Source organism: Acinetobacter sp. FDAARGOS_559 (genome assembly GCF_003940475.1).
Lineage (GTDB): Bacteria > Pseudomonadota > Gammaproteobacteria > Pseudomonadales > Moraxellaceae > Acinetobacter > Acinetobacter baumannii.
In genome coordinates this window covers 3,120,650-3,139,291 of sequence record NZ_RKJG01000005.1, presented here as the reverse complement: position 1 = coordinate 3,139,291, position 18,642 = coordinate 3,120,650, and the positions used below count along the sequence as shown (strand labels likewise).

Below are 18,642 nucleotides of genomic sequence, written 5' to 3'. Positions count from 1 at the left end.
AAATTTGACTATTTACGTTTGTAATAAAGCCGCATATAGGTTTCTATCGGCTGTCCATAAGTCGCAGAATGATTATCGTTATCCAAGACACGTCTCATAGTTGAAGCTTTGTTTGCTAAACGATCATAATTAAACGCCGGATATTGCACATCAACAAAAGCATATCTATTGACCGTTGCGTCTTCCACATGGCGCATATCTGCATCTTTTAACGCCAATAAGTCTTTACGCTGTGATTCAGGAACAGAAATAACAAATAAAGTATTATTATCCCAAATTTCTTTAAAACGTCCCTCATCAAAACTGATATTCCCTAAAGCAGGGTCAGCTACGTATACTCGTCCATCTTTATAAGCTTTATATACGACAAAATGTTTAAAACCAGCATATGAAATAGGCACAATTGCTGGCTGCCCCAGTTTGACTAAATCAGAAAAGTCACCTCGATAACCACCGCTTTCTAAACCAATTGCTGTGACAAAGCGCTTCATATCAAGTAATGAGAAACTTCGACGCTCAATAATACGTTGATATTCGCCATACTGAAGCAAACCGCTCATTGTTTGCTGTTCAGTTAAGCTCGTTCCAACATAGCCGTTTAATAAAGTCGTAAGTGCAGCAGAACCACAGCTATAATCATAGGCTTGTCGAACAATGCCACGAAACTGGTCTTCAACAGCTGGTTTTATGGTGACAGGTTCAATATGGTTTCGATGAAATGATAAATTACGTGAATCGGCAGTCTCTGTATAATAAACAGTTCCCGGCGGCTTTTTTTCTATTTCGAAGGCTTCTGTCGCAAAGTAATACATCAATGCTGAGCCTAAAACTATCTCTAACATAAGCACTTGGTCTAAATGGTGGCCTACCGGCCTTATTCATTTTATTCTTAGAGCAATAGCTCTACATCCCTGTGTGTTGAAGATACCTTTTTTTTTTGTAAAAAACAGCTTTTTTTTAATCTTTTTGATGAATGCATAGTTTTACATTTATAAACTGATAATTAATTCTCATTTCAAATGTTTTATAATCTTTCTTATTATATAAGCTAATATTATTTAAACAGAAAAGCGTAGATATTAGTTTTATTAAGATAAATAAAAAAGCGCGTATAAACGCGCTTTTTATCAGCCTTTAAATTAGTGACCAGAAATAGTAATTGTAGAAGTTCCTACATTTAAACCTTGGATTTCTAAGTCACCAATTGAAGCATTACCCGCTGCACCTAGGTGTACGCCCTGTGCATAAACGTTCATACCTTGTGTACTGTTATTTTGGATACGTAAACCTGTAGGAACAACAGAAATGTTCGCATTCACATCCAAGTCACCAGTTGTATTACCCGCACCCGCACCACGAACCATTACTTTGTCTAGGACAATTTTACCACCACCAGCAGCATCATTAATACCGAAGTTAGATAGTGTTAAACCACCTTTTAAGCTAGAATTCACTTTGATCATCGCGCCTTGCGGAGTTGAACCTAACTGAACATTTGCAGAAATTTGACCCAAAGATAAATCTAAGCCAGAAATAATTTCAGTTGGAGCTGTTTCAGTAATACCACGTACAGCAGTAGTCGTATTTAATGTACCAGAAGTACCTACGCCAATTGAACCTACATGTACATCAACTGCGCCCACTGTTGCTGCAACGTTTAAGAAAGCACCATTTGAATCTGCAGCACCATTTGTATCAATTTTTAAATCTAAAAGATTACCTGTACCTTTTTGAGTTACCGTAACACCACTAATTGCGATTGAACCCGCTGTACCTGAAGCACCAGTGATACCAGTAGCTGACGCTAAACCATCATTATCATGTAGGTATAGCTTATCGATAGAAATACCACTAGAACCCAAAGCAATACCGATATTAATACCATCTTGACCTGTAGCAGCACTAAGCGCTGCATCATCCATTGATTGCATTGCCATTGCATTTGCACTGATAGCTAAAGAAGAAACTAAAGCAAGTTTAGTGAACATTTTCATTGAGCACTCTCCCAAGAGCATTTATTTTTTGACTTTAACCACTCTTACTGTCTCAAGTTGCATTTTTCTTTTATGGCAACCGAAACTTCCAATCCTTGAGTAGTTTTGCTTAGCAATTACTAAATTACAGCTACGTTAATTTTTGTTCAACTACTGTAATACATTTTTTGCCAATTACCCGACAAACGGTACGGTGTCTGACTAACTAAAAAGATTTATTACTACTCTGAAGGCTGAAGGATAATTCGGTTATTTTTTCCACGAAATGTTAGGGTCTTTTCACTCAACTGCCTGTTGAACTCTAACTTGTAGTAAACTATGCCACCTCTTCCAAACTCTCACATGTTTAAAATGTCTCATTTAAAGAAAAAAATCTCTTTAGAAAGCTATTACTCCGCTGCCGATATTTTAAAAAAATTAGAAGAGTTAACTGGACTTGTATATCTTCAAGATGATAACAATCCTGTTATTGGTTTTTTGCCAAAAAATTATTTAATCACTCAAAATAACCAAAACTTTTTATTCACTAAAACTGCTTTAAATAAATATAAGTTTTCATCTTATATAGAAAATCTTTTAGATTTTACACAATTCCAATCTCAAGAACTAAAAAATAGCAATAGAGAAAAAATAAGTTTTAAGGGTGGGTACATTGGTTTTATTAGTTATGACTTTTCTGCACATCAATTTATAAATAATCAATCACATAAACAACCGTCTTTATTTATAGGTTCCTATTATTCTTTTATTAAAAAAATAAATAATGACTGGTATTTTTTTAGCGATGAAAATAATGCTTTTGAAATTTTTAACTATCTTTCAGCTCTACTCAATAAACCTTCTAGCAAACTACAAAAAAACAATTTTAAACTAGAACAAAATATTCATCCCCGCTGGTCTAAAAATACATACTTAACTGCTTTTCATAAAATACAAGAATATATTAAAGCAGGAGACTGTTATCAAATTAACCTTACTCAAGAATTCAAAGCAAATTTTACTGGTTCATTATTAAATAAAGCAGATGAGCTATGGAATTTAACCAATGCACCATATTCTGGTTATTTAAAATCAACAGAATTTGAGTTGTTAAGTTGCTCTCCTGAATTATTTATTGAATTTAATGTAGATAAGCAAATTAAAACCAGACCCATTAAAGGTACAATGCCTCGTTATGAGAATAAAGAGCAGGATTTACTTTCAAAACAAACTTTAAAAAATTCTAAAAAAGATCAAGCGGAAAATGTGATGATCGTAGATCTATTACGTAATGATTTGAGCATTTATGCCAATACAGGTTCGGTAAAAACAACAAAACTATTCGAAATTGAGAGCTTCAATCAAGTTCATCATATGGTGAGTGAGATTACGGCTACACTTAAAAATGATATTAATCCTATGCAGATGTTGCTCACTGCTTTACCAGGAGGCTCAATTACAGGAGCTCCTAAAATTCGGGCAATGCAAATTATTGAAGAGCTAGAAGGCGCACCTCGGGGAGCATATTGCGGCACTTTAGGATATTTTAATTTCGATGGTACTGGACGCTGGAATATTTTAATTCGTAGTTTTCAACAATATCAAAACCAGCTCTCTATTTGGGCAGGCGGCGGTATTACTATTGCTTCAGAGGCTGAGGCTGAATATCAGGAAAGCCTTGATAAAATCTCTGCTATGCTGAACTTGATGAACAGCACAGCAGAATAAGTATTAAAGAATATCTTGCTTCAAAGTTTGAACTAAACGCGCGTTTTGCTCATCAGTTCCAACCGTGATACGTAAAAACTGATTAATGCGAGGCTTATTGAAGTAACGAACAATAATGCCCTGCTCACGTAATTTTTGTGCAAGTTGCCCAGCATCATGCTGTGAATGCGTAGCAAAAATAAAATTCGCTTTCGATGGCAAAACGTTAAAACCAAGTACAGTTAAATCACGAACAAGTTTCTCTCGACTTGTTATAACTTTTTGACACTGCTCTTCAAAATAAGCCTGATCTTCAAAAGAAGCTACTGCTGCTGCAATAGCAAAGCGATCAATTGGATATGAATTAAAACTATTTTTTACAGCCTCAAGTGCTGCAATCAAGTGAGACTGAGCAATCGCAAACCCGACTCGTAGGCCTGCTAAAGAACGGGACTTTGAAGTCGTTTGGCATACCACAAGATTTTCATAGCGGTTTATCAAACTTACAGCTGACTCAGCACCAAAATCAACATAAGCTTCATCAATCACAACCACGCGGTCCGGATTTGCCTGTAATACTTGTTCGATTTCTGCCAAGCTGAGCGCAATACTGGTTGGTGCATTTGGGTTGGTAATAATAACCCCACCATTTGGCTGGGTATAATCTCGCACATCAATTTCGAAATTCTCATTGAGAGGAATTTCTTTTGTTTTTGTGCCAAAAAATTGGCTATAAACTGGATAGAAACTATAAGTGATGTCCGGATACAGGATTGGTTCATCTTGAAGAAAAAATGCTTTAAAGATATGAGCCAATACCTCATCAGAACCGTTACCTACAAAAACTTGAGATACATCAATATTCTGTTGTTTCGCAATTGCTTGCTTTAACGCTGTCGCATCCGGATCTGGATATAGACGCAGCACATCGGCTTGTTCATGTAACACCGCTTGAACTGCTTCTACTACTTTTGGTGAAGGTGGATACGGGTTTTCATTGGTATTTAACTTTAATAGATTCTGGATTTTAGGTTGTTCACCTGGCACATACGGCTCTAATTCACGAACCTCAGGACTCCAAAAACGCATTTGTGCTGTAGATACAGTCATAGTCTTATCTCAAAAAAGGGCTGAAAGTCAGCCCTGAATAATCATGAAAAACACTGATAGGCTTAAAACTTATTGATAACGATAACGCGCCGAGCGTGCATGGGCATCGAGATTTTCTTGAACAGCAAGTACATCAGCTGTTTTAGCCAAAGTCTTAACACCATCTTTTGAACACATGATCAAACTAGAGCGCTTTTGAAAATCATATACACCAAGTGGCGAAGAGAAACGAGCTGTGCCAGATGTCGGTAATACGTGGTTTGGGCCAGCACAATAATCACCAATTGCTTCAGGTGTATAGCGACCCATAAAAATTGCCCCTGCATGACGAATATCTTGGCTCATCGCTTCGGCATCATCAAGGCATAATTCCAAATGCTCTGGTGCAACCTGATTGATCAAATCAACTGCTTCAGCACGGTCTTTTACCAAAACTAATGCACCACGATTTTCAATCGATGTACGCGCAATCTCGGCTTTAGGCAATTCATTTAAATGTTTTTCAATTGCAGACTCTACTGCTTCTAATAATGCTTCATCTGGAGTAATGAAAATAGCTTGAGCTACTGTGTCATGTTCAGCCTGAGATAATACATCCATCGCTAACCATTCAGCATTATTCACACCTTCTGCATAAACTAATATTTCAGAAGGCCCAGCAATCATGTCGATACCCACCTGACCAAATACAGCACGTTTAGCAGCTGCCACAAATCGGTTTCCAGGACCCGTAATTTTATCAACACGTGGAACAGTTTGAGTACCATAAGCTAAAGCAGCAACAGCTTGTGCCCCACCAATGGTAAATACTCGGCTAACACCTGCTAAATAGGCAGCGGCTAAAACGAGTGGATTTAGTTCACCATTTGGCGCTGGCACAACCATAATAATTTCAGGTACACCGGCCACATGTGCTGGTACCGCATTCATAAGTACAGATGAAGGATAAGATGCGAGTCCGCCTGGTACATAAATACCAACACGGTCAAGTGGCGTCACTTTTTGTCCTAGGGTATTACCCAAATCATCCACATAAGTCCAGCTATCTTGTTTTTGAGCTTCATGAAAAGTACGAATACGATCAGCTGCAAGTTGCAGGGCTTCACGAATCTCTTGATTTAAACCATCAAAAGCAGCTTTAAGTTGTTGTTGAGACAATTCTAGATCGGAAAATTGATGCGCTGGATGTCGATCGAACTGTTGAGTAAGTTTTAAAACATGATCATCACCATGCTGACGAACATCAGCAATAATTTGATCTACTGTTTGAACTAAATTAGGATCATTAACGGTTTCAAAAGCTAAAAGCTCGGCAAAAACCTGTTTGAAGTTCTGATCTTGAGTCGATAAACGTCGCATCAATTTACCCACAAGGCGAAAAAGAAAAACCAAGTTTACTCTTTTTCTAAGCTCTTGTGGGCATCATATCTACAACTATCGCAAAAGCATGATAGGAAATTACTTTTAACGTGATTGAACAGCTTGTTCAAGTTGGGAAATGATTGGGTTCAATAAAACCTGTTTACGCTTAAAGCTCGCTTTATTGACAATAAGACGTGAAGATACTTTGCAAATTTCTTCTAATGGCTCAAGGCCATTTGCTCGTAAAGTATTTCCAGTATCCACTACGTCAACAATATAATCGCCCAAACCAACTAATGGTGCTAACTCCATAGAACCATAAAGTTTAATAACATCCACCTGCTCGCCTAAGCTCGCATAATATTGACGTGTAAGATTGACATACTTAGTGGCAATTTTTAAACGACCTTTTGGGCGTTCCATTCCTACTTTACCAGCAGTCATTAATTTACATTTCGCAATCTGCAGGTCCAATAACTCATAGACATGCTGAGCGCCATGTTCCATAAGTACATCTTTACCAGCTACACCTAAGTCAGCTGCACCATTCTCAACATAAGTTGGCACATCAGATGCACGTAAAATTAAAATACGAACCTGCTTATGTGTGGTTGGAAAAATTAACTTACGCGATTTTTCCGGGTCTTCAAGCAAGTTAATACCGGCTGTAGCAAGTAAAGGTAAAGTTTCTTTTAAAATACGTCCTTTACTCAGTGCCAAGGTCAAACCATGATCAAAATTACCCATTACGTTAAAATTAGGATCATCGTTTCTTACGTCATTCATTAACTTACTCGCTTAATTTTGGCACCTAAACCTTGAAGTTTTTCTTCGACATGCTCATAACCACGGTCAATATGGTAGATACGATCAATTAATGTATCACCTTCAGCAACCAAAGCCGCTAAAACCAAAGAGAATGAGGCACGTAAATCTGTTGCCATTACAGGTGCTGCCTGTAATTTTTCAACACCAGTTACAACAGCATCATGGCCTTCGACCTGAATATTAGCACCCATACGTGACAATTCAGGAACATGCATGAAACGATTTTCAAAAATGGTCTCAGAAATCGTTGCAAACCCGCGGCCAATTGCATTTACAGCCATAATTTGTGCTTGCATGTCGGTCGGGAATTCTGGGTGAGGTAGTGTTCTAAAACTTACTGCTTTAGGACGCTTACCCAACATATCCAATTCAATCCAGTCATCGCCACGGGTAACTTCAGCACCCATTTCTTCAAACTTATCTAAAACAGCCTCAAGCAATGAAGGATCTGTATGGGTGGTTTTTACACGTCCACCAGTAATCGCAGCAGCAGCTAAGTAGGAACCTGTTTCGATGCGGTCTGCAACAACTGCATATTCACAGCCATGTAGACTTTCTACACCAGTAACAACCAATGTATCCGTATCTAAACCTTCAATTTTTGCGCCCATTTTAATAAGCATTTGCGCAAGATCAGTAATTTCAGGTTCACGTGCAGCATTACGGATTGTGGTTACACCGTCTGCCAAAGCAGCTGCCATTAAAATATTTTCGGTACCACCAACGGTAACCATATCAAAAACCACTTCGCCGCCTTTCAGACGACCATCAACAGTGGCATGTACATAACCATTTTCAACTTCGATATGTGCACCCAATGCTTCTAGGGCTTTTAAGTGTTGATCTACTGGACGAGAGCCAATAGCACATCCGCCAGGTAATGAAACCTTGGCATTTCCGTAACGCGCTAATAATGGCCCTAATACCAAAATAGATGCACGCATTGTTTTGACAAGCTCATAAGGAGCAAACTGGTTATCTAAAGTAGAAGTATCCGCCTTAACCGTGTCATTTTCATAACTAATTGTGACACCCAGTCCACCAATTAATTTCACCAAAGTATTTACATCTTTAAGATTTGGAACATTGGTTAATGTAATTGGAGAGTCAGCAAGAATCATTGCCGCAAGTAACGGTAAAGCCGCATTTTTAGCACCAGAAATGCGTACTTCCCCTTCGAGCTTAACACCGCCCGTGATTAAAAATTTATCCATTAATATTTAAGCTCCGAAAAGGCTTGCTTTGCGCCATTCATCTTTGGTCATCGCACGAATTGTTACGGCATGAACTTCGCCACTTGCAATATAAGTATTTAATGGTGCATAAACTGCTTGTTGGCGGGCAACAGTACGCTTACCTTCAAATTGATCATCCACAATACGGAGGTCAAATTTTCCAGCCTGTCCGCTCACCACTACTTCCGCCTCAGGAAAAGCTTCTTTTAAAATTTGAGTGAGCTGTTCACTATTCATTGCAAAGACCTCTGACACAACCTACGGTGTAAAACGAAGTATTTTACTATAACTTTTTCAAAGAATTCAGTACGTGTTTATATTTTATCAATAAAAAAGAGGCTATATTTCAAGCCTCTCTCAATTATTAAAAACTTATTAAATAGAAACAGCAACTTGAGAATACGTACATTGCATTTTCCGATATTTTAACAATTGTTTTTTTAATTTTTCAGTCAGTTTTTTTATTGAAGTATACATATCATCCGCTGTTGCTTGAGCAAATAGCTCAATTCCAGGTAATCGAACTATCGCTTCAGCCACATGATTAGAGCTACCCTTATGTGAGCGCTTATCAATCTGATGATCTTTCGTTAACTTAATCTGCATACTATTCACCTGATCAAGATGTTTCGTTAACTGATTAAATTTTGCTTTAATATTTTCTTCTATAGCTGGTGTAATTGCTAAATGATGTCCACGAATCGTTATTTGCATAATTCTATCCCTCACCTTTTTGGGTTATATAAAGAAGAACTAAAACGATTTAATGCAATCTAAAAAGATGATTTGGGACAATTAAACCATTTTAGCTACTCCTCTTGGTGAAAATGAAATTTCATTATTTCGTCATAATGAATGAGTAGAATAGCCATACTTCAAAATTTAGATCAAGACTTTTCTCTCGGATGACGATGGAATATGTAACGATTCTCTATATTTTGCTACAGTCCTTCTAGCTACTTCTATTCCCTCCTCTTTCAATAAAGCAGCAATTGCATTATCAGACAAAGGTTTACGCGGATTTTCATTAGAAACTAACTTTTTAATCATCGCCCGAATTGCGGTAGAAGAAGCCTCACCTCCTGTGGTTGTCCCCACATGACTAGAAAAGAAGTATTTCAACTCAAAAAGTCCACGTGGAGTAAGCATATACTTATTTGTTGTAACGCGAGAAACGGTCGACTCATGTAATTCTACTTCTTCTGCAACATCCCTTAGTACTAAAGGTTTCATTGCTTCGGGACCTATTTCAAGAAATGCTTTTTGATGCTCAACAATACAAGTCGCAACTTTTAATAATGTTTTGTGCCGTTCATCAATACTTTTTATAAAATTTTTAGCCTCAAGCATTTGATTACGTAGGTATAAATTATCATCACTTTGATCTGCCCTACGAATCATACTCGAATAAAAAGAATTGATTCTTAATTTTGGCATCACATCAGGGTTTAACTGAACTTGCCAATGCAAGTCCTTCTTGGCAACGACTACGTCAGGAATTTGATACTCTGATTCTTGCTTTTCAAAATCCATGCCTGGATAAGGCTTTAATGTTTTTAATAAATCAACTGCAAATTTTAATTGTTCTTTGGAAAGCCCTGTTTGCTTCAATAATTTATTAAGATCATTCGCAATCAGTAATTCGTAATATTGAAGTAGACTTCTGGCTTCTTTCAAATATTCAGTTTCTCGAGGCAAGAACTCCAACTGAACTTTTAAACATTCAGCTAAATTACGAGCTCCGATACCAATTGGATCAAGACGTTGAATATGTTTTAAGACTACTAAAACTTCATCCTCTTCCACTTCCTCGTCTATATCCATCTCACTTAATAAATGCTGTACTGCCAAAATAATCTCTTCTAATTCAGCATCCAGAAAACCTTTATCATCTAAAGCATCAACTATGCAATAAGCAATCAACTGATCTATTTTTGAAAAATGTAGTAAGTTCACTTGCTCCAAAATATGTTCTTTAAGCGTCAGGTGAACTTGGCGATTATCTTCACGCTCTTCGAACTCAGGAGTGCCCAAAGCAGTGGATTGATGTGTATAAATGTCATCCCATTCAGTATCAACAGGCAAGTCATCAGGTAAGTGATCAGCATTCAACTCTGTTGTAAGGTCATCTGTTTCTTTGTGTTCTAAAGTAGATAAACTTTCTGCTAGTGATTCATCTTCTACTTTTTCAAGTAATGGATTACTATCTAATTGAATTTGGATTTCTTGCTCTAACTCTAGGCTAGAAAGTTGTAGTAAACGGATTGCCTGCTGCAATTGAGGCGTTAACGATAATGAATTCGCAACTTTCAATCCAACAGATAATTTCATATATTTCTCTTTCCAAAAAACAAGCAAAAATCATGCCTATTAATTATTTATAGCATAGAGTAATGATTTATCCTATACATTGACTCATCAATTCATAAGAAAAATAGAAATTTATTTCTTAAAAACGATAGGATTTTTATTCTGTCTTATTCTTTTAGTATCGATGATTCTTTGCAATAATTCTTTATTGATTGATTTACCGGCTATAAAAAAACACCCCAACCTCTTTTGAGATTGGGGTGTTTAGAATAATGAGCTGGCGATGACTTACTCTCACATGGGTAATCCCACACTACCATCAGCGCTAAGAGGTTTCACTTCTGAGTTCGGGAAGGGATCAGGTGGTTCACTCTTGCTATGGTCGCCAGCACAACTGTTTATGGATACTTGCCTGGGTCTTATTTAATGCCGAAGCGTTTTCCAAATCTGTAACAGACTGGGCTGATTGAATCTTACTTTATCTGTTCATTTTAGCTAGAGGTATAACTAAATCAAGTTGTCTTGCATATTTAAGAATCGATTGATGCTTCATATACAACTGCTTGGGTGTTGTATAGTCAAGCCTCACGAGCAATTAGTATTGGTCAGCTTCACATATCACTATGCTTCCACATCCAACCTATCAACGTCCTAGTCTCGAACGGCTCTTTAGAGGACATAAAGTCCTAGGGAAATCTTATCTTGAGGTAGGCTTCCCGCTTAGATGCTTTCAGCGGTTATCCCTTCCGAACATAGCTACCCGGCGATGCGACTGGCGTCACAACCGGTACACCAGAGGTTCGTCCACTCTGGTCCTCTCGTACTAGGAGCAGATCCTCTCAAATTTCCAGCGCCCACGGTAGATAGGGACCGAACTGTCTCACGACGTTCTAAACCCAGCTCGCGTACCTCTTTAAATGGCGAACAGCCATACCCTTGGGACCTGCTTCAGCCCCAGGATGAGATGAGCCGACATCGAGGTGCCAAACACCGCCGTCGATATGAACTCTTGGGCGGTATCAGCCTGTTATCCCCAGAGTACCTTTTATCCGTTGAGCGATGGCCCTTCCATACAGAACCACCGGATCACTAAGACCTACTTTCGTACCTGCTCGACTTGTGGGTCTCGCAGTTAAGCGCGCTTTTGCCTTTATACTCTACGCGTGATTTCCGACCACGCTGAGCGCACCTTCGTACTCCTCCGTTACTCTTTAGGAGGAGACCGCCCCAGTCAAACTACCCACCAGACACGGTCCTCGTCCCGGATCACGGGACAGAGTTAGAACCTCAACATTACCAGGGTGGTATTTCAAGGACGGCTCCACTGGAACTAGCGTTCCAGCTTCAAAGCCTCCCACCTATCCTACACAAGTAAGGTCAAAGTTCAGTGTCAAGCTGCAGTAAAGGTTCACGGGGTCTTTCCGTCTAGCCGCGGGTACACTGCATCTTCACAGCGATTTCGATTTCACTGAGCCTCTGCTGGAGACAGCGCCGCCATCATTATGCCATTCGTGCAGGTCGGAACTTACCCGACAAGGAATTTCGCTACCTTAGGACCGTTATAGTTACGGCCGCCGTTTACTGGGGCTTCGATCAAGAGCTTCGCTTACGCTAACCCCATCAATTAACCTTCCAGCACCGGGCAGGCATCACACCCTATACGTCCACTTTCGTGTTTGCAGAGTGCTATGTTTTTAATAAACAGTTGCAGCGGCCTGGTTTCTGCGGCTGTCGTCAGCTCAGGAAGCGAGTTCCATCACCAACAACAGCGTACCTTCTCCCGAAGTTACGGTACCATTTTGCCTAGTTCCTTCAGCAGAGTTCTCTCAAGCGCCTTGGTCTACTCGACCTGACCACCTGTGTCGGTTTCGGGTACGATTCCTGTGTAACTGAAGCTTAGAGACTTTTCCTGGAAGCATGGCATCAACCACTTCGCTGTACAAGTACAGCTTGCTATCAGATCTCAGCATAGAGTACCCCGGATTTGCCTAAGATACATGCCTACTTCCTTTCACCTGGACAACCAACGCCAGGCTGATTTAGCCTTCTCCGTCCTCTCATCGCATTACACAGAAGTAATGGAATATTAACCATTTTCCCATCGACTACGCCTTTCGGCCTCGCCTTAGGGGTCGACTCACCCAGCCCCGATTAACGTTGGACTGGAACCCTTGGTCTTTCGGCGAACGGGTTTTTCACCCGTTTTGTCGTTACTCACGTCAGCATTCGCACTTCTGATACCTCCAGCATGCTTCTCAACACACCTTCATCGGCTTACAGAACGCTCCCCTACCACGTATACAAAGTATACATCCGCAGCTTCGGCACATAGTTTTAGCCCCGTTACATCTTCCGCGCAGGCCGACTCGACTAGTGAGCTATTACGCTTTCTTTAAAGGGTGGCTGCTTCTAAGCCAACCTCCTAGCTGTCTATGCCTTCCCACATCGTTTCCCACTTAACTATGATTTTGGGGCCTTAGCTGGCGGTCTGGATTGTTTTCCTCTTGACTACGGACGTTAGCACCCGCAGTCTGTCTCCCGGATAGTACTCATAGGTATTCGGAGTTTGCATCGGTTTGGTAAGTCGGGATGACCCCCTAGCCGAAACAGTGCTCTACCCCCTATGGTATTCGTCCGAGGCGCTACCTAAATAGCTTTCGGGGAGAACCAGCTATCACCAGGCTTGATTAGCCTTTCACCCCTATCCACAAGTCATCCCCTGGCTTTTCAACGACAGTGGGTTCGGTCCTCCAGTTAGTGTTACCCAACCTTCAACCTGCTCATGGATAGATCGCCTGGTTTCGGGTCTATACCCAGCAACTAAACGCCCTATTAAGACTCGATTTCTCTACGGCTCCCCTATACGGTTAACCTCGCTACTGAATATAAGTCGCTGACCCATTATACAAAAGGTACGCAGTCACACCACGAAGGTGCTCCCACTGCTTGTATGCATGCGGTTTCAGGATCTATTTCACTCCCCTCACAGGGGTTCTTTTCGCCTTTCCCTCACGGTACTGGTTCACTATCGGTCAGTCAGGAGTATTTAGCCTTGGAGGATGGTCCCCCCATATTCAGACAAGGTTTCACGTGCCTCGCCCTACTCGTCATCATTATGTGTGCCCTTTCGTGTACGGGAATATCACCCTCTACGTTCGCACTTCCCAGAGCGTTCCACTAAAACACACATAACTTAATGGGCTGATCCCCGTTCGCTCGCCGCTACTGAGGGAATCTCAATTGATTTCTTTTCCTAAGGGTACTGAGATGTTTCACTTCCCCTCGTTCGCCTTGCAACACTATGTATTCATGTTGCAATACCTACCTTAAAGTAGGTGGGTTCCCCCATTCAGACATCTCCGGATCAAAGGATATTTGCCGCCTCCCCGGAGCTTTTCGCAGGCTATCACGTCTTTCATCGCCTCTGACTGCCAAGGCATCCACCACATGCACTTAATTACTTGACTATACAACCCCAAACAGTCGATGTTACCTACAAGTTAGTAACTTCAACATTTCAGTTTAGAGCACTGTGCACTTAAGCACCGTACAGCTTCAATCTAAATTCACATACCAAAACGCTTGATTCAGTTAATTTGCTAGTTCTCAATTCATCTAGATTAATCGCTTAACCTAAACTCTTGAGTGAACAATTTATTTCAGACTCAATTTTGCCAATCTGTTAATGAGTTAATGTGTCTTCGTCAGATCACACTAATTACCGTGATAATGAAATCACAGAAGTTAATAAACCAAGATCTTAATCTTTATTTACTAATTTCTGTAATCCGAACTTATCTTAAGTTCTGGTGGAGACTAGGAGAGTCGAACTCCTGACCTCCTGCGTGCAAAGCAGGCGCTCTACCAACTAAGCTAAGTCCCCAGCTTACATCATCAATCATGTATCTTTTATCTATAACTTCAACCAGTCAAAGTCATGGTGGGTCTGACAAGACTTGAACTTGTGACCCCACGCTTATCAAGCGTGTGCTCTAACCAACTGAGCTACAGACCCTCAGATACATCTATGAAGAACAACTTGTTGTGGATTCTTACCAATCGTCAATCTTTCGTTAAGGAGGTGATCCAGCCGCAGGTTCCCCTACGGCTACCTTGTTACGACTTCACCCCAGTCATCGGCCACACCGTGGTAACCGCCCTCTTTGCAGTTAGGCTAGCTACTTCTGGTGCAACAAACTCCCATGGTGTGACGGGCGGTGTGTACAAGGCCCGGGAACGTATTCACCGCGGCATTCTGATCCGCGATTACTAGCGATTCCGACTTCATGGAGTCGAGTTGCAGACTCCAATCCGGACTACGATCGGCTTTTTGAGATTAGCATCACATCGCTGTGTAGCAACCCTTTGTACCGACCATTGTAGCACGTGTGTAGCCCTGGCCGTAAGGGCCATGATGACTTGACGTCGTCCCCGCCTTCCTCCAGTTTGTCACTGGCAGTATCCTTAAAGTTCCCATCCGAAATGCTGGCAAGTAAGGAAAAGGGTTGCGCTCGTTGCGGGACTTAACCCAACATCTCACGACACGAGCTGACGACAGCCATGCAGCACCTGTATCTAGATTCCCGAAGGCACCAATCCATCTCTGGAAAGTTTCTAGTATGTCAAGGCCAGGTAAGGTTCTTCGCGTTGCATCGAATTAAACCACATGCTCCACCGCTTGTGCGGGCCCCCGTCAATTCATTTGAGTTTTAGTCTTGCGACCGTACTCCCCAGGCGGTCTACTTATCGCGTTAGCTGCGCCACTAAAGCCTCAAAGGCCCCAACGGCTAGTAGACATCGTTTACGGCATGGACTACCAGGGTATCTAATCCTGTTTGCTCCCCATGCTTTCGTACCTCAGCGTCAGTATTAGGCCAGATGGCTGCCTTCGCCATCGGTATTCCTCCAGATCTCTACGCATTTCACCGCTACACCTGGAATTCTACCATCCTCTCCCATACTCTAGCTCACCAGTATCGAATGCAATTCCCAAGTTAAGCTCGGGGATTTCACATCCGACTTAATAAGCCGCCTACGCACGCTTTACGCCCAGTAAATCCGATTAACGCTCGCACCCTCTGTATTACCGCGGCTGCTGGCACAGAGTTAGCCGGTGCTTATTCTGCGAGTAACGTCCACTATCTCTAGGTATTAACTAAAGTAGCCTCCTCCTCGCTTAAAGTGCTTTACAACCATAAGGCCTTCTTCACACACGCGGCATGGCTGGATCAGGGTTCCCCCCATTGTCCAATATTCCCCACTGCTGCCTCCCGTAGGAGTCTGGGCCGTGTCTCAGTCCCAGTGTGGCGGATCATCCTCTCAGACCCGCTACAGATCGTCGCCTTGGTAGGCCTTTACCCCACCAACTAGCTAATCCGACTTAGGCTCATCTATTAGCGCAAGGTCCGAAGATCCCCTGCTTTCTCCCGTAGGACGTATGCGGTATTAGCATCCCTTTCGAGATGTTGTCCCCCACTAATAGGCAGATTCCTAAGCATTACTCACCCGTCCGCCGCTAGGTCCGGTAGCAAGCTACCTTCCCCCGCTCGACTTGCATGTGTTAAGCCTGCCGCCAGCGTTCAATCTGAGCCATGATCAAACTCTTCAGTTAAAATCATTTTGTACCTTATTTATAGACAAGGTACCAATTCTGGCTCATCAATTACTGACTTAAATTTCGCTCAAATAAACTTCGAGTAATTTAAACCAATCAATCAATGAAAATTATTTCGATTAATCAATCAGTAAAAATCCACACAAGTTGTTCTTCAATTCTCTTAATGATCTTCTTACTGGTTCGTCACCAGCAAGCTAGGTCGGCTATATTACTCTTAATCTCTTAAAAGTCAACAGGTAATTTCGATATTTTTAAAACTTAGTCTCTAAACCAACTTACCATCAAACTCATCGCTTAAAGCAACCAATCTAATCACAAGTAACTGTTTTTCAACAAGTTTCTATCTGCATCACCGCCGATGGATGTGCATTATAGACCATCTCTCTCCCTTTGCAACCCCTTTTTCTAGCATTTCATATCAAGCGTACATTTTTTAGGCTTTTTGGCTATATTTCTATATAATTTGACTCTGTACACGACAAATTTCACAGAACCCTTATCCTATCAGGATTCTGCTTTCTTAAAATTGCCAAAATTTCCTTAAACTCTTCTTTTTTCCCAAAACCAATTAAACGCTGAATCGCCATTTGAACATAGTCTAAACCATAGCGAAATAAACTCATTGAGAGTCGTCCATGCTTCTTTATTTTTATCGCTTTTTTTTGATTATGTTGCCATTCACCCGTTAAGTAACACCAACAGAAGCTTATAGCTAACACCGCAATCAATTTTTTCACTCGTCTAGGGTCTGTCAAGCGCGTATTTTCAAGATTAAACCCGCGTCCTTTGAGACAACTGAATAAGGTTTCAATTTCCCAGCGTAATGCATAATCCTGAATAGCATTGGCATTAAACTGAGGAGAAACGACGAGTAAAAGCTCTCCATTTTCTAACTGTAGTGCACTTATATATAGTTTCACCCGACCAACCAAAATCCGTCGTTTACGACATTCAATTTGACCAACTTTAAGATGGCGAAATAAATCACTAATTTTATGATTCTTTCCTAAATGATTGGTGACAATGAAGTTTTTTAACACGAATGCAGAAGTTGATGTCTTGTTCAATTAACCATGTAAACCACTGCTCACCGATAAACTCTCTGTCTGCGAACACATTCACAATACGGTCTTTACCAAAAATGGCTATAAAGCGTTGAATCAAAGCAATACGCTCTTTCGTATCTGAATTTCCACGTTTATTAAGCAATGTCCAAAGGATAGGTATCGCTATTCCACGATAAACGATTGCGAGCATCAGGATATTAATATTTCGTTTTCCCCATTTCCAATTGGTTCTATCTAAAGTCAGTTGCACTTGGTCGAATGAAAACATATTGAAAATCAACTGAGAAATTTGACGATAATCAAAATACTGACCTGCAAAGAAGCGCTGCATACGTCGATAAAATGATTGTGGTAAACACTTGATGGGCAAGGCTTTAGATGCAGAAGAAAGATTACATGTTTGCTTTAAAATAATCACAAGCATGATGAGCGCAAAGCACTTTAAATGTGACTTGTTCCATTTTAGAGATTTGTTTAAGATAAGATATAACTCATTGAGATGTGTCATAGTATTCGTCGTTAGAAAACAATTATTGTGACATTATTTCAATGAGTTATCTATTTTTGTCGTGTACAGAGTTATTTTCTATTGATCTGGTGTTTAAAATGAATAAATATTTTACTTGCTATGTGGTTGCTTCTCTTTTTCTTTCTGGTTGTACGGTTCAGCATAATTTAATAAATGAAACCCCGAGTCAGATTGTTCAAGGACATAATCAGGTGATTCATCAATACTTTGATGAAAAAAACACCTCAGGTGTGCTGGTTATTCAAACAGATAAAAAAATTAATCTATATGGTAATGCTCTAAGCCGCGCAAATACAGAATATGTGCCAGCCTCTACATTTAAAATGTTGAATGCCCTGATCGGATTGGAGAACCAGAAAACGGATATTAATGAAATATTTAAATGGAAGGGCGAGAAAAGGTCATTTACCGCTTGGGAAAAAGACATGACACTAGGAGAAGCCATGAAGCTTTCTGCAGTCCCAGTCTATCAGGAACTTGCGCGACGTATCGGTCTTGATCTCATGCAAAAAGAAGTAAAACGTATTGGTTTCGGTAATGCTGAAATTGGACAGCAGGTTGATAATTTCTGGTTGGTAGGACCATTAAAGGTTACGCCTATTCAAGAGGTAGAGTTTGTTTCCCAATTAGCACATACACAGCTTCCATTTAGTGAAAAAGTGCAGGCTAATGTAAAAAATATGCTTCTTTTAGAAGAGAGTAATGGCTACAAAATTTTTGGAAAGACTGGTTGGGCAATGGATATAAAACCACAAGTGGGCTGGTTGACCGGCTGGGTTGAGCAGCCAGATGGAAAAATTGTCGCTTTTGCATTAAATATGGAAATGCGGTCAGAAATGCCGGCATCTATACGTAATGAATTATTGATGAAATCATTAAAACAGCTGAATATTATTTAAGAGCT

The 18,642-nt window shown here is 40.5% G+C and carries 12 protein-coding genes, 2 tRNA genes and 3 rRNA genes; 2 read left to right on the top strand and 15 right to left on the bottom strand.

What is annotated here, in order from left to right; translation table 11 throughout:
- Positions 1-8 precede the first annotated feature (8 nt).
- Together EGS71_RS16565 and EGS71_RS16560 are read right to left on the bottom strand one after the other, a co-directional pair.
- Positions 9-842: a C39 family peptidase gene (locus EGS71_RS16565; RefSeq protein WP_002015438.1), complete on the bottom strand. Its 834-nt coding sequence runs from the start codon at positions 840-842 to the stop codon at positions 9-11.
- A 297-nt stretch (positions 843-1,139) separates the two neighbouring features.
- On the bottom strand, positions 1,140-1,994 hold the full coding sequence (locus EGS71_RS16560; protein WP_000781583.1) for a DUF6160 family protein: 855 nt from the start codon (positions 1,992-1,994) through the stop codon (positions 1,140-1,142).
- 318 nt (positions 1,995-2,312) lie between these two features.
- On the opposite strand from EGS71_RS16560, the gene EGS71_RS16555 reads away from it, so the two are divergent.
- Positions 2,313-3,701 (top strand): anthranilate synthase component I family protein, encoded by a 1,389-nt coding sequence (locus tag EGS71_RS16555; RefSeq protein ID WP_001134886.1) that lies wholly within the window; start codon positions 2,313-2,315, stop codon positions 3,699-3,701.
- Positions 3,702-3,704: 3 nt separating this feature from the next.
- On the opposite strand, the gene hisC is transcribed toward EGS71_RS16555, so the two are convergent.
- The 13 genes from hisC to EGS71_RS16490 form a co-directional block, all read right to left on the bottom strand.
- Positions 3,705-4,790, bottom strand: a complete 1,086-nt coding sequence (gene hisC, locus EGS71_RS16550; RefSeq protein ID WP_000218883.1) for a histidinol-phosphate transaminase — start codon at positions 4,788-4,790, stop codon at positions 3,705-3,707.
- 69 nt (positions 4,791-4,859) lie between these two features.
- Entirely contained in the window at positions 4,860-6,149 is a 1,290-nt protein-coding gene (gene hisD, locus EGS71_RS16545; RefSeq protein WP_001253725.1) for a histidinol dehydrogenase, read from the bottom strand.
- Between the two features lie 105 nt (positions 6,150-6,254).
- Positions 6,255-6,938 carry an ATP phosphoribosyltransferase gene (hisG, locus tag EGS71_RS16540; protein ID WP_001000724.1) on the bottom strand — a complete coding sequence of 228 codons (684 nt, stop codon included), beginning with the start codon at positions 6,936-6,938 and terminating at the stop codon, positions 6,255-6,257.
- A complete protein-coding gene (gene murA / locus EGS71_RS16535) occupies positions 6,938-8,194 on the bottom strand; it encodes a UDP-N-acetylglucosamine 1-carboxyvinyltransferase (protein WP_000357156.1) in 1,257 nt (418 codons plus the stop codon). Before murA ends, hisG begins: the two co-directional genes overlap by 1 nt.
- Before the next feature lie 6 nt (positions 8,195-8,200).
- Positions 8,201-8,452, bottom strand: coding sequence for a BolA family iron metabolism protein IbaG (gene ibaG, locus EGS71_RS16530; protein WP_001083680.1), 252 nt, complete (start codon positions 8,450-8,452; stop codon positions 8,201-8,203).
- Between the two features lie 138 nt (positions 8,453-8,590).
- Entirely contained in the window at positions 8,591-8,929 is a 339-nt protein-coding gene (gene hpf, locus EGS71_RS16525; RefSeq protein WP_001167461.1) for a ribosome hibernation-promoting factor, HPF/YfiA family, read from the bottom strand.
- Between the two features lie 168 nt (positions 8,930-9,097).
- Positions 9,098-10,546 (bottom strand): RNA polymerase factor sigma-54, encoded by a 1,449-nt coding sequence (locus EGS71_RS16520; RefSeq protein WP_000778202.1) that lies wholly within the window; start codon positions 10,544-10,546, stop codon positions 9,098-9,100.
- Between the two features lie 254 nt (positions 10,547-10,800).
- Positions 10,801-10,915: ribosomal RNA gene (gene rrf, locus EGS71_RS16515) — 5S ribosomal RNA — on the bottom strand.
- 184 nt (positions 10,916-11,099) lie between these two features.
- A 23S ribosomal RNA gene (locus EGS71_RS16510) occupies positions 11,100-13,992 on the bottom strand.
- A 340-nt stretch (positions 13,993-14,332) separates the two neighbouring features.
- Positions 14,333-14,408: transfer RNA gene (locus EGS71_RS16505), tRNA-Ala, on the bottom strand.
- A gap of 55 nt (positions 14,409-14,463) precedes the next feature.
- Positions 14,464-14,540: transfer RNA gene (locus EGS71_RS16500), tRNA-Ile, on the bottom strand.
- 59 nt (positions 14,541-14,599) lie between these two features.
- A 16S ribosomal RNA gene (locus EGS71_RS16495) occupies positions 14,600-16,136 on the bottom strand.
- The 16S, 23S and 5S rRNA genes sit together here with 2 tRNA genes alongside, the layout of an rRNA operon.
- A 491-nt stretch (positions 16,137-16,627) precedes the next feature.
- A protein-coding gene (locus EGS71_RS16490) for an IS4-like element ISAba1 family transposase (RefSeq protein WP_085940648.1) occupies positions 16,628-17,717 on the bottom strand; the annotation gives its coding sequence in 2 pieces (ribosomal slippage) (positions 16,628-17,177 and positions 17,176-17,717; 1,092 coding nt in all).
- A 98-nt stretch (positions 17,718-17,815) separates the two neighbouring features.
- Between EGS71_RS16490 and EGS71_RS16485 the strand changes: the two genes are divergently transcribed.
- The gene (locus EGS71_RS16485; protein ID WP_001046004.1) at positions 17,816-18,637 is read left to right on the top strand and encodes an OXA-23 family carbapenem-hydrolyzing class D beta-lactamase OXA-23; all 822 of its coding nucleotides are present in this window, start codon (positions 17,816-17,818) and stop codon (positions 18,635-18,637) included.
- Positions 18,638-18,642 lie beyond the last annotated feature (5 nt).

What these genes read in the sequence shown, in the direction of transcription:
- EGS71_RS16565 (WP_002015438.1), bottom strand. Translation starts at nt 842, where the DNA reads ATGTTAGAGATAGTTTTAGGCTCAGCATTGATGTATTACTTTGCGACA.
- EGS71_RS16560 (WP_000781583.1), bottom strand. Translation starts at nt 1,994, where the DNA reads ATGAAAATGTTCACTAAACTTGCTTTAGTTTCTTCTTTAGCTATCAGT.
- EGS71_RS16555 (WP_001134886.1), top strand. Translation starts at nt 2,313, where the DNA reads ATGCCACCTCTTCCAAACTCTCACATGTTTAAAATGTCTCATTTAAAG.
- hisC (WP_000218883.1), bottom strand. Translation starts at nt 4,790, where the DNA reads ATGACTGTATCTACAGCACAAATGCGTTTTTGGAGTCCTGAGGTTCGT.
- hisD (WP_001253725.1), bottom strand. Translation starts at nt 6,149, where the DNA reads ATGCGACGTTTATCGACTCAAGATCAGAACTTCAAACAGGTTTTTGCC.
- hisG (WP_001000724.1), bottom strand. Translation starts at nt 6,938, where the DNA reads ATGAATGACGTAAGAAACGATGATCCTAATTTTAACGTAATGGGTAAT.
- murA (WP_000357156.1), bottom strand. Translation starts at nt 8,194, where the DNA reads ATGGATAAATTTTTAATCACGGGCGGTGTTAAGCTCGAAGGGGAAGTA.
- ibaG (WP_001083680.1), bottom strand. Translation starts at nt 8,452, where the DNA reads ATGAATAGTGAACAGCTCACTCAAATTTTAAAAGAAGCTTTTCCTGAG.
- hpf (WP_001167461.1), bottom strand. Translation starts at nt 8,929, where the DNA reads ATGCAAATAACGATTCGTGGACATCATTTAGCAATTACACCAGCTATA.
- EGS71_RS16520 (WP_000778202.1), bottom strand. Translation starts at nt 10,546, where the DNA reads ATGAAATTATCTGTTGGATTGAAAGTTGCGAATTCATTATCGTTAACG.
- EGS71_RS16485 (WP_001046004.1), top strand. Translation starts at nt 17,816, where the DNA reads ATGAATAAATATTTTACTTGCTATGTGGTTGCTTCTCTTTTTCTTTCT.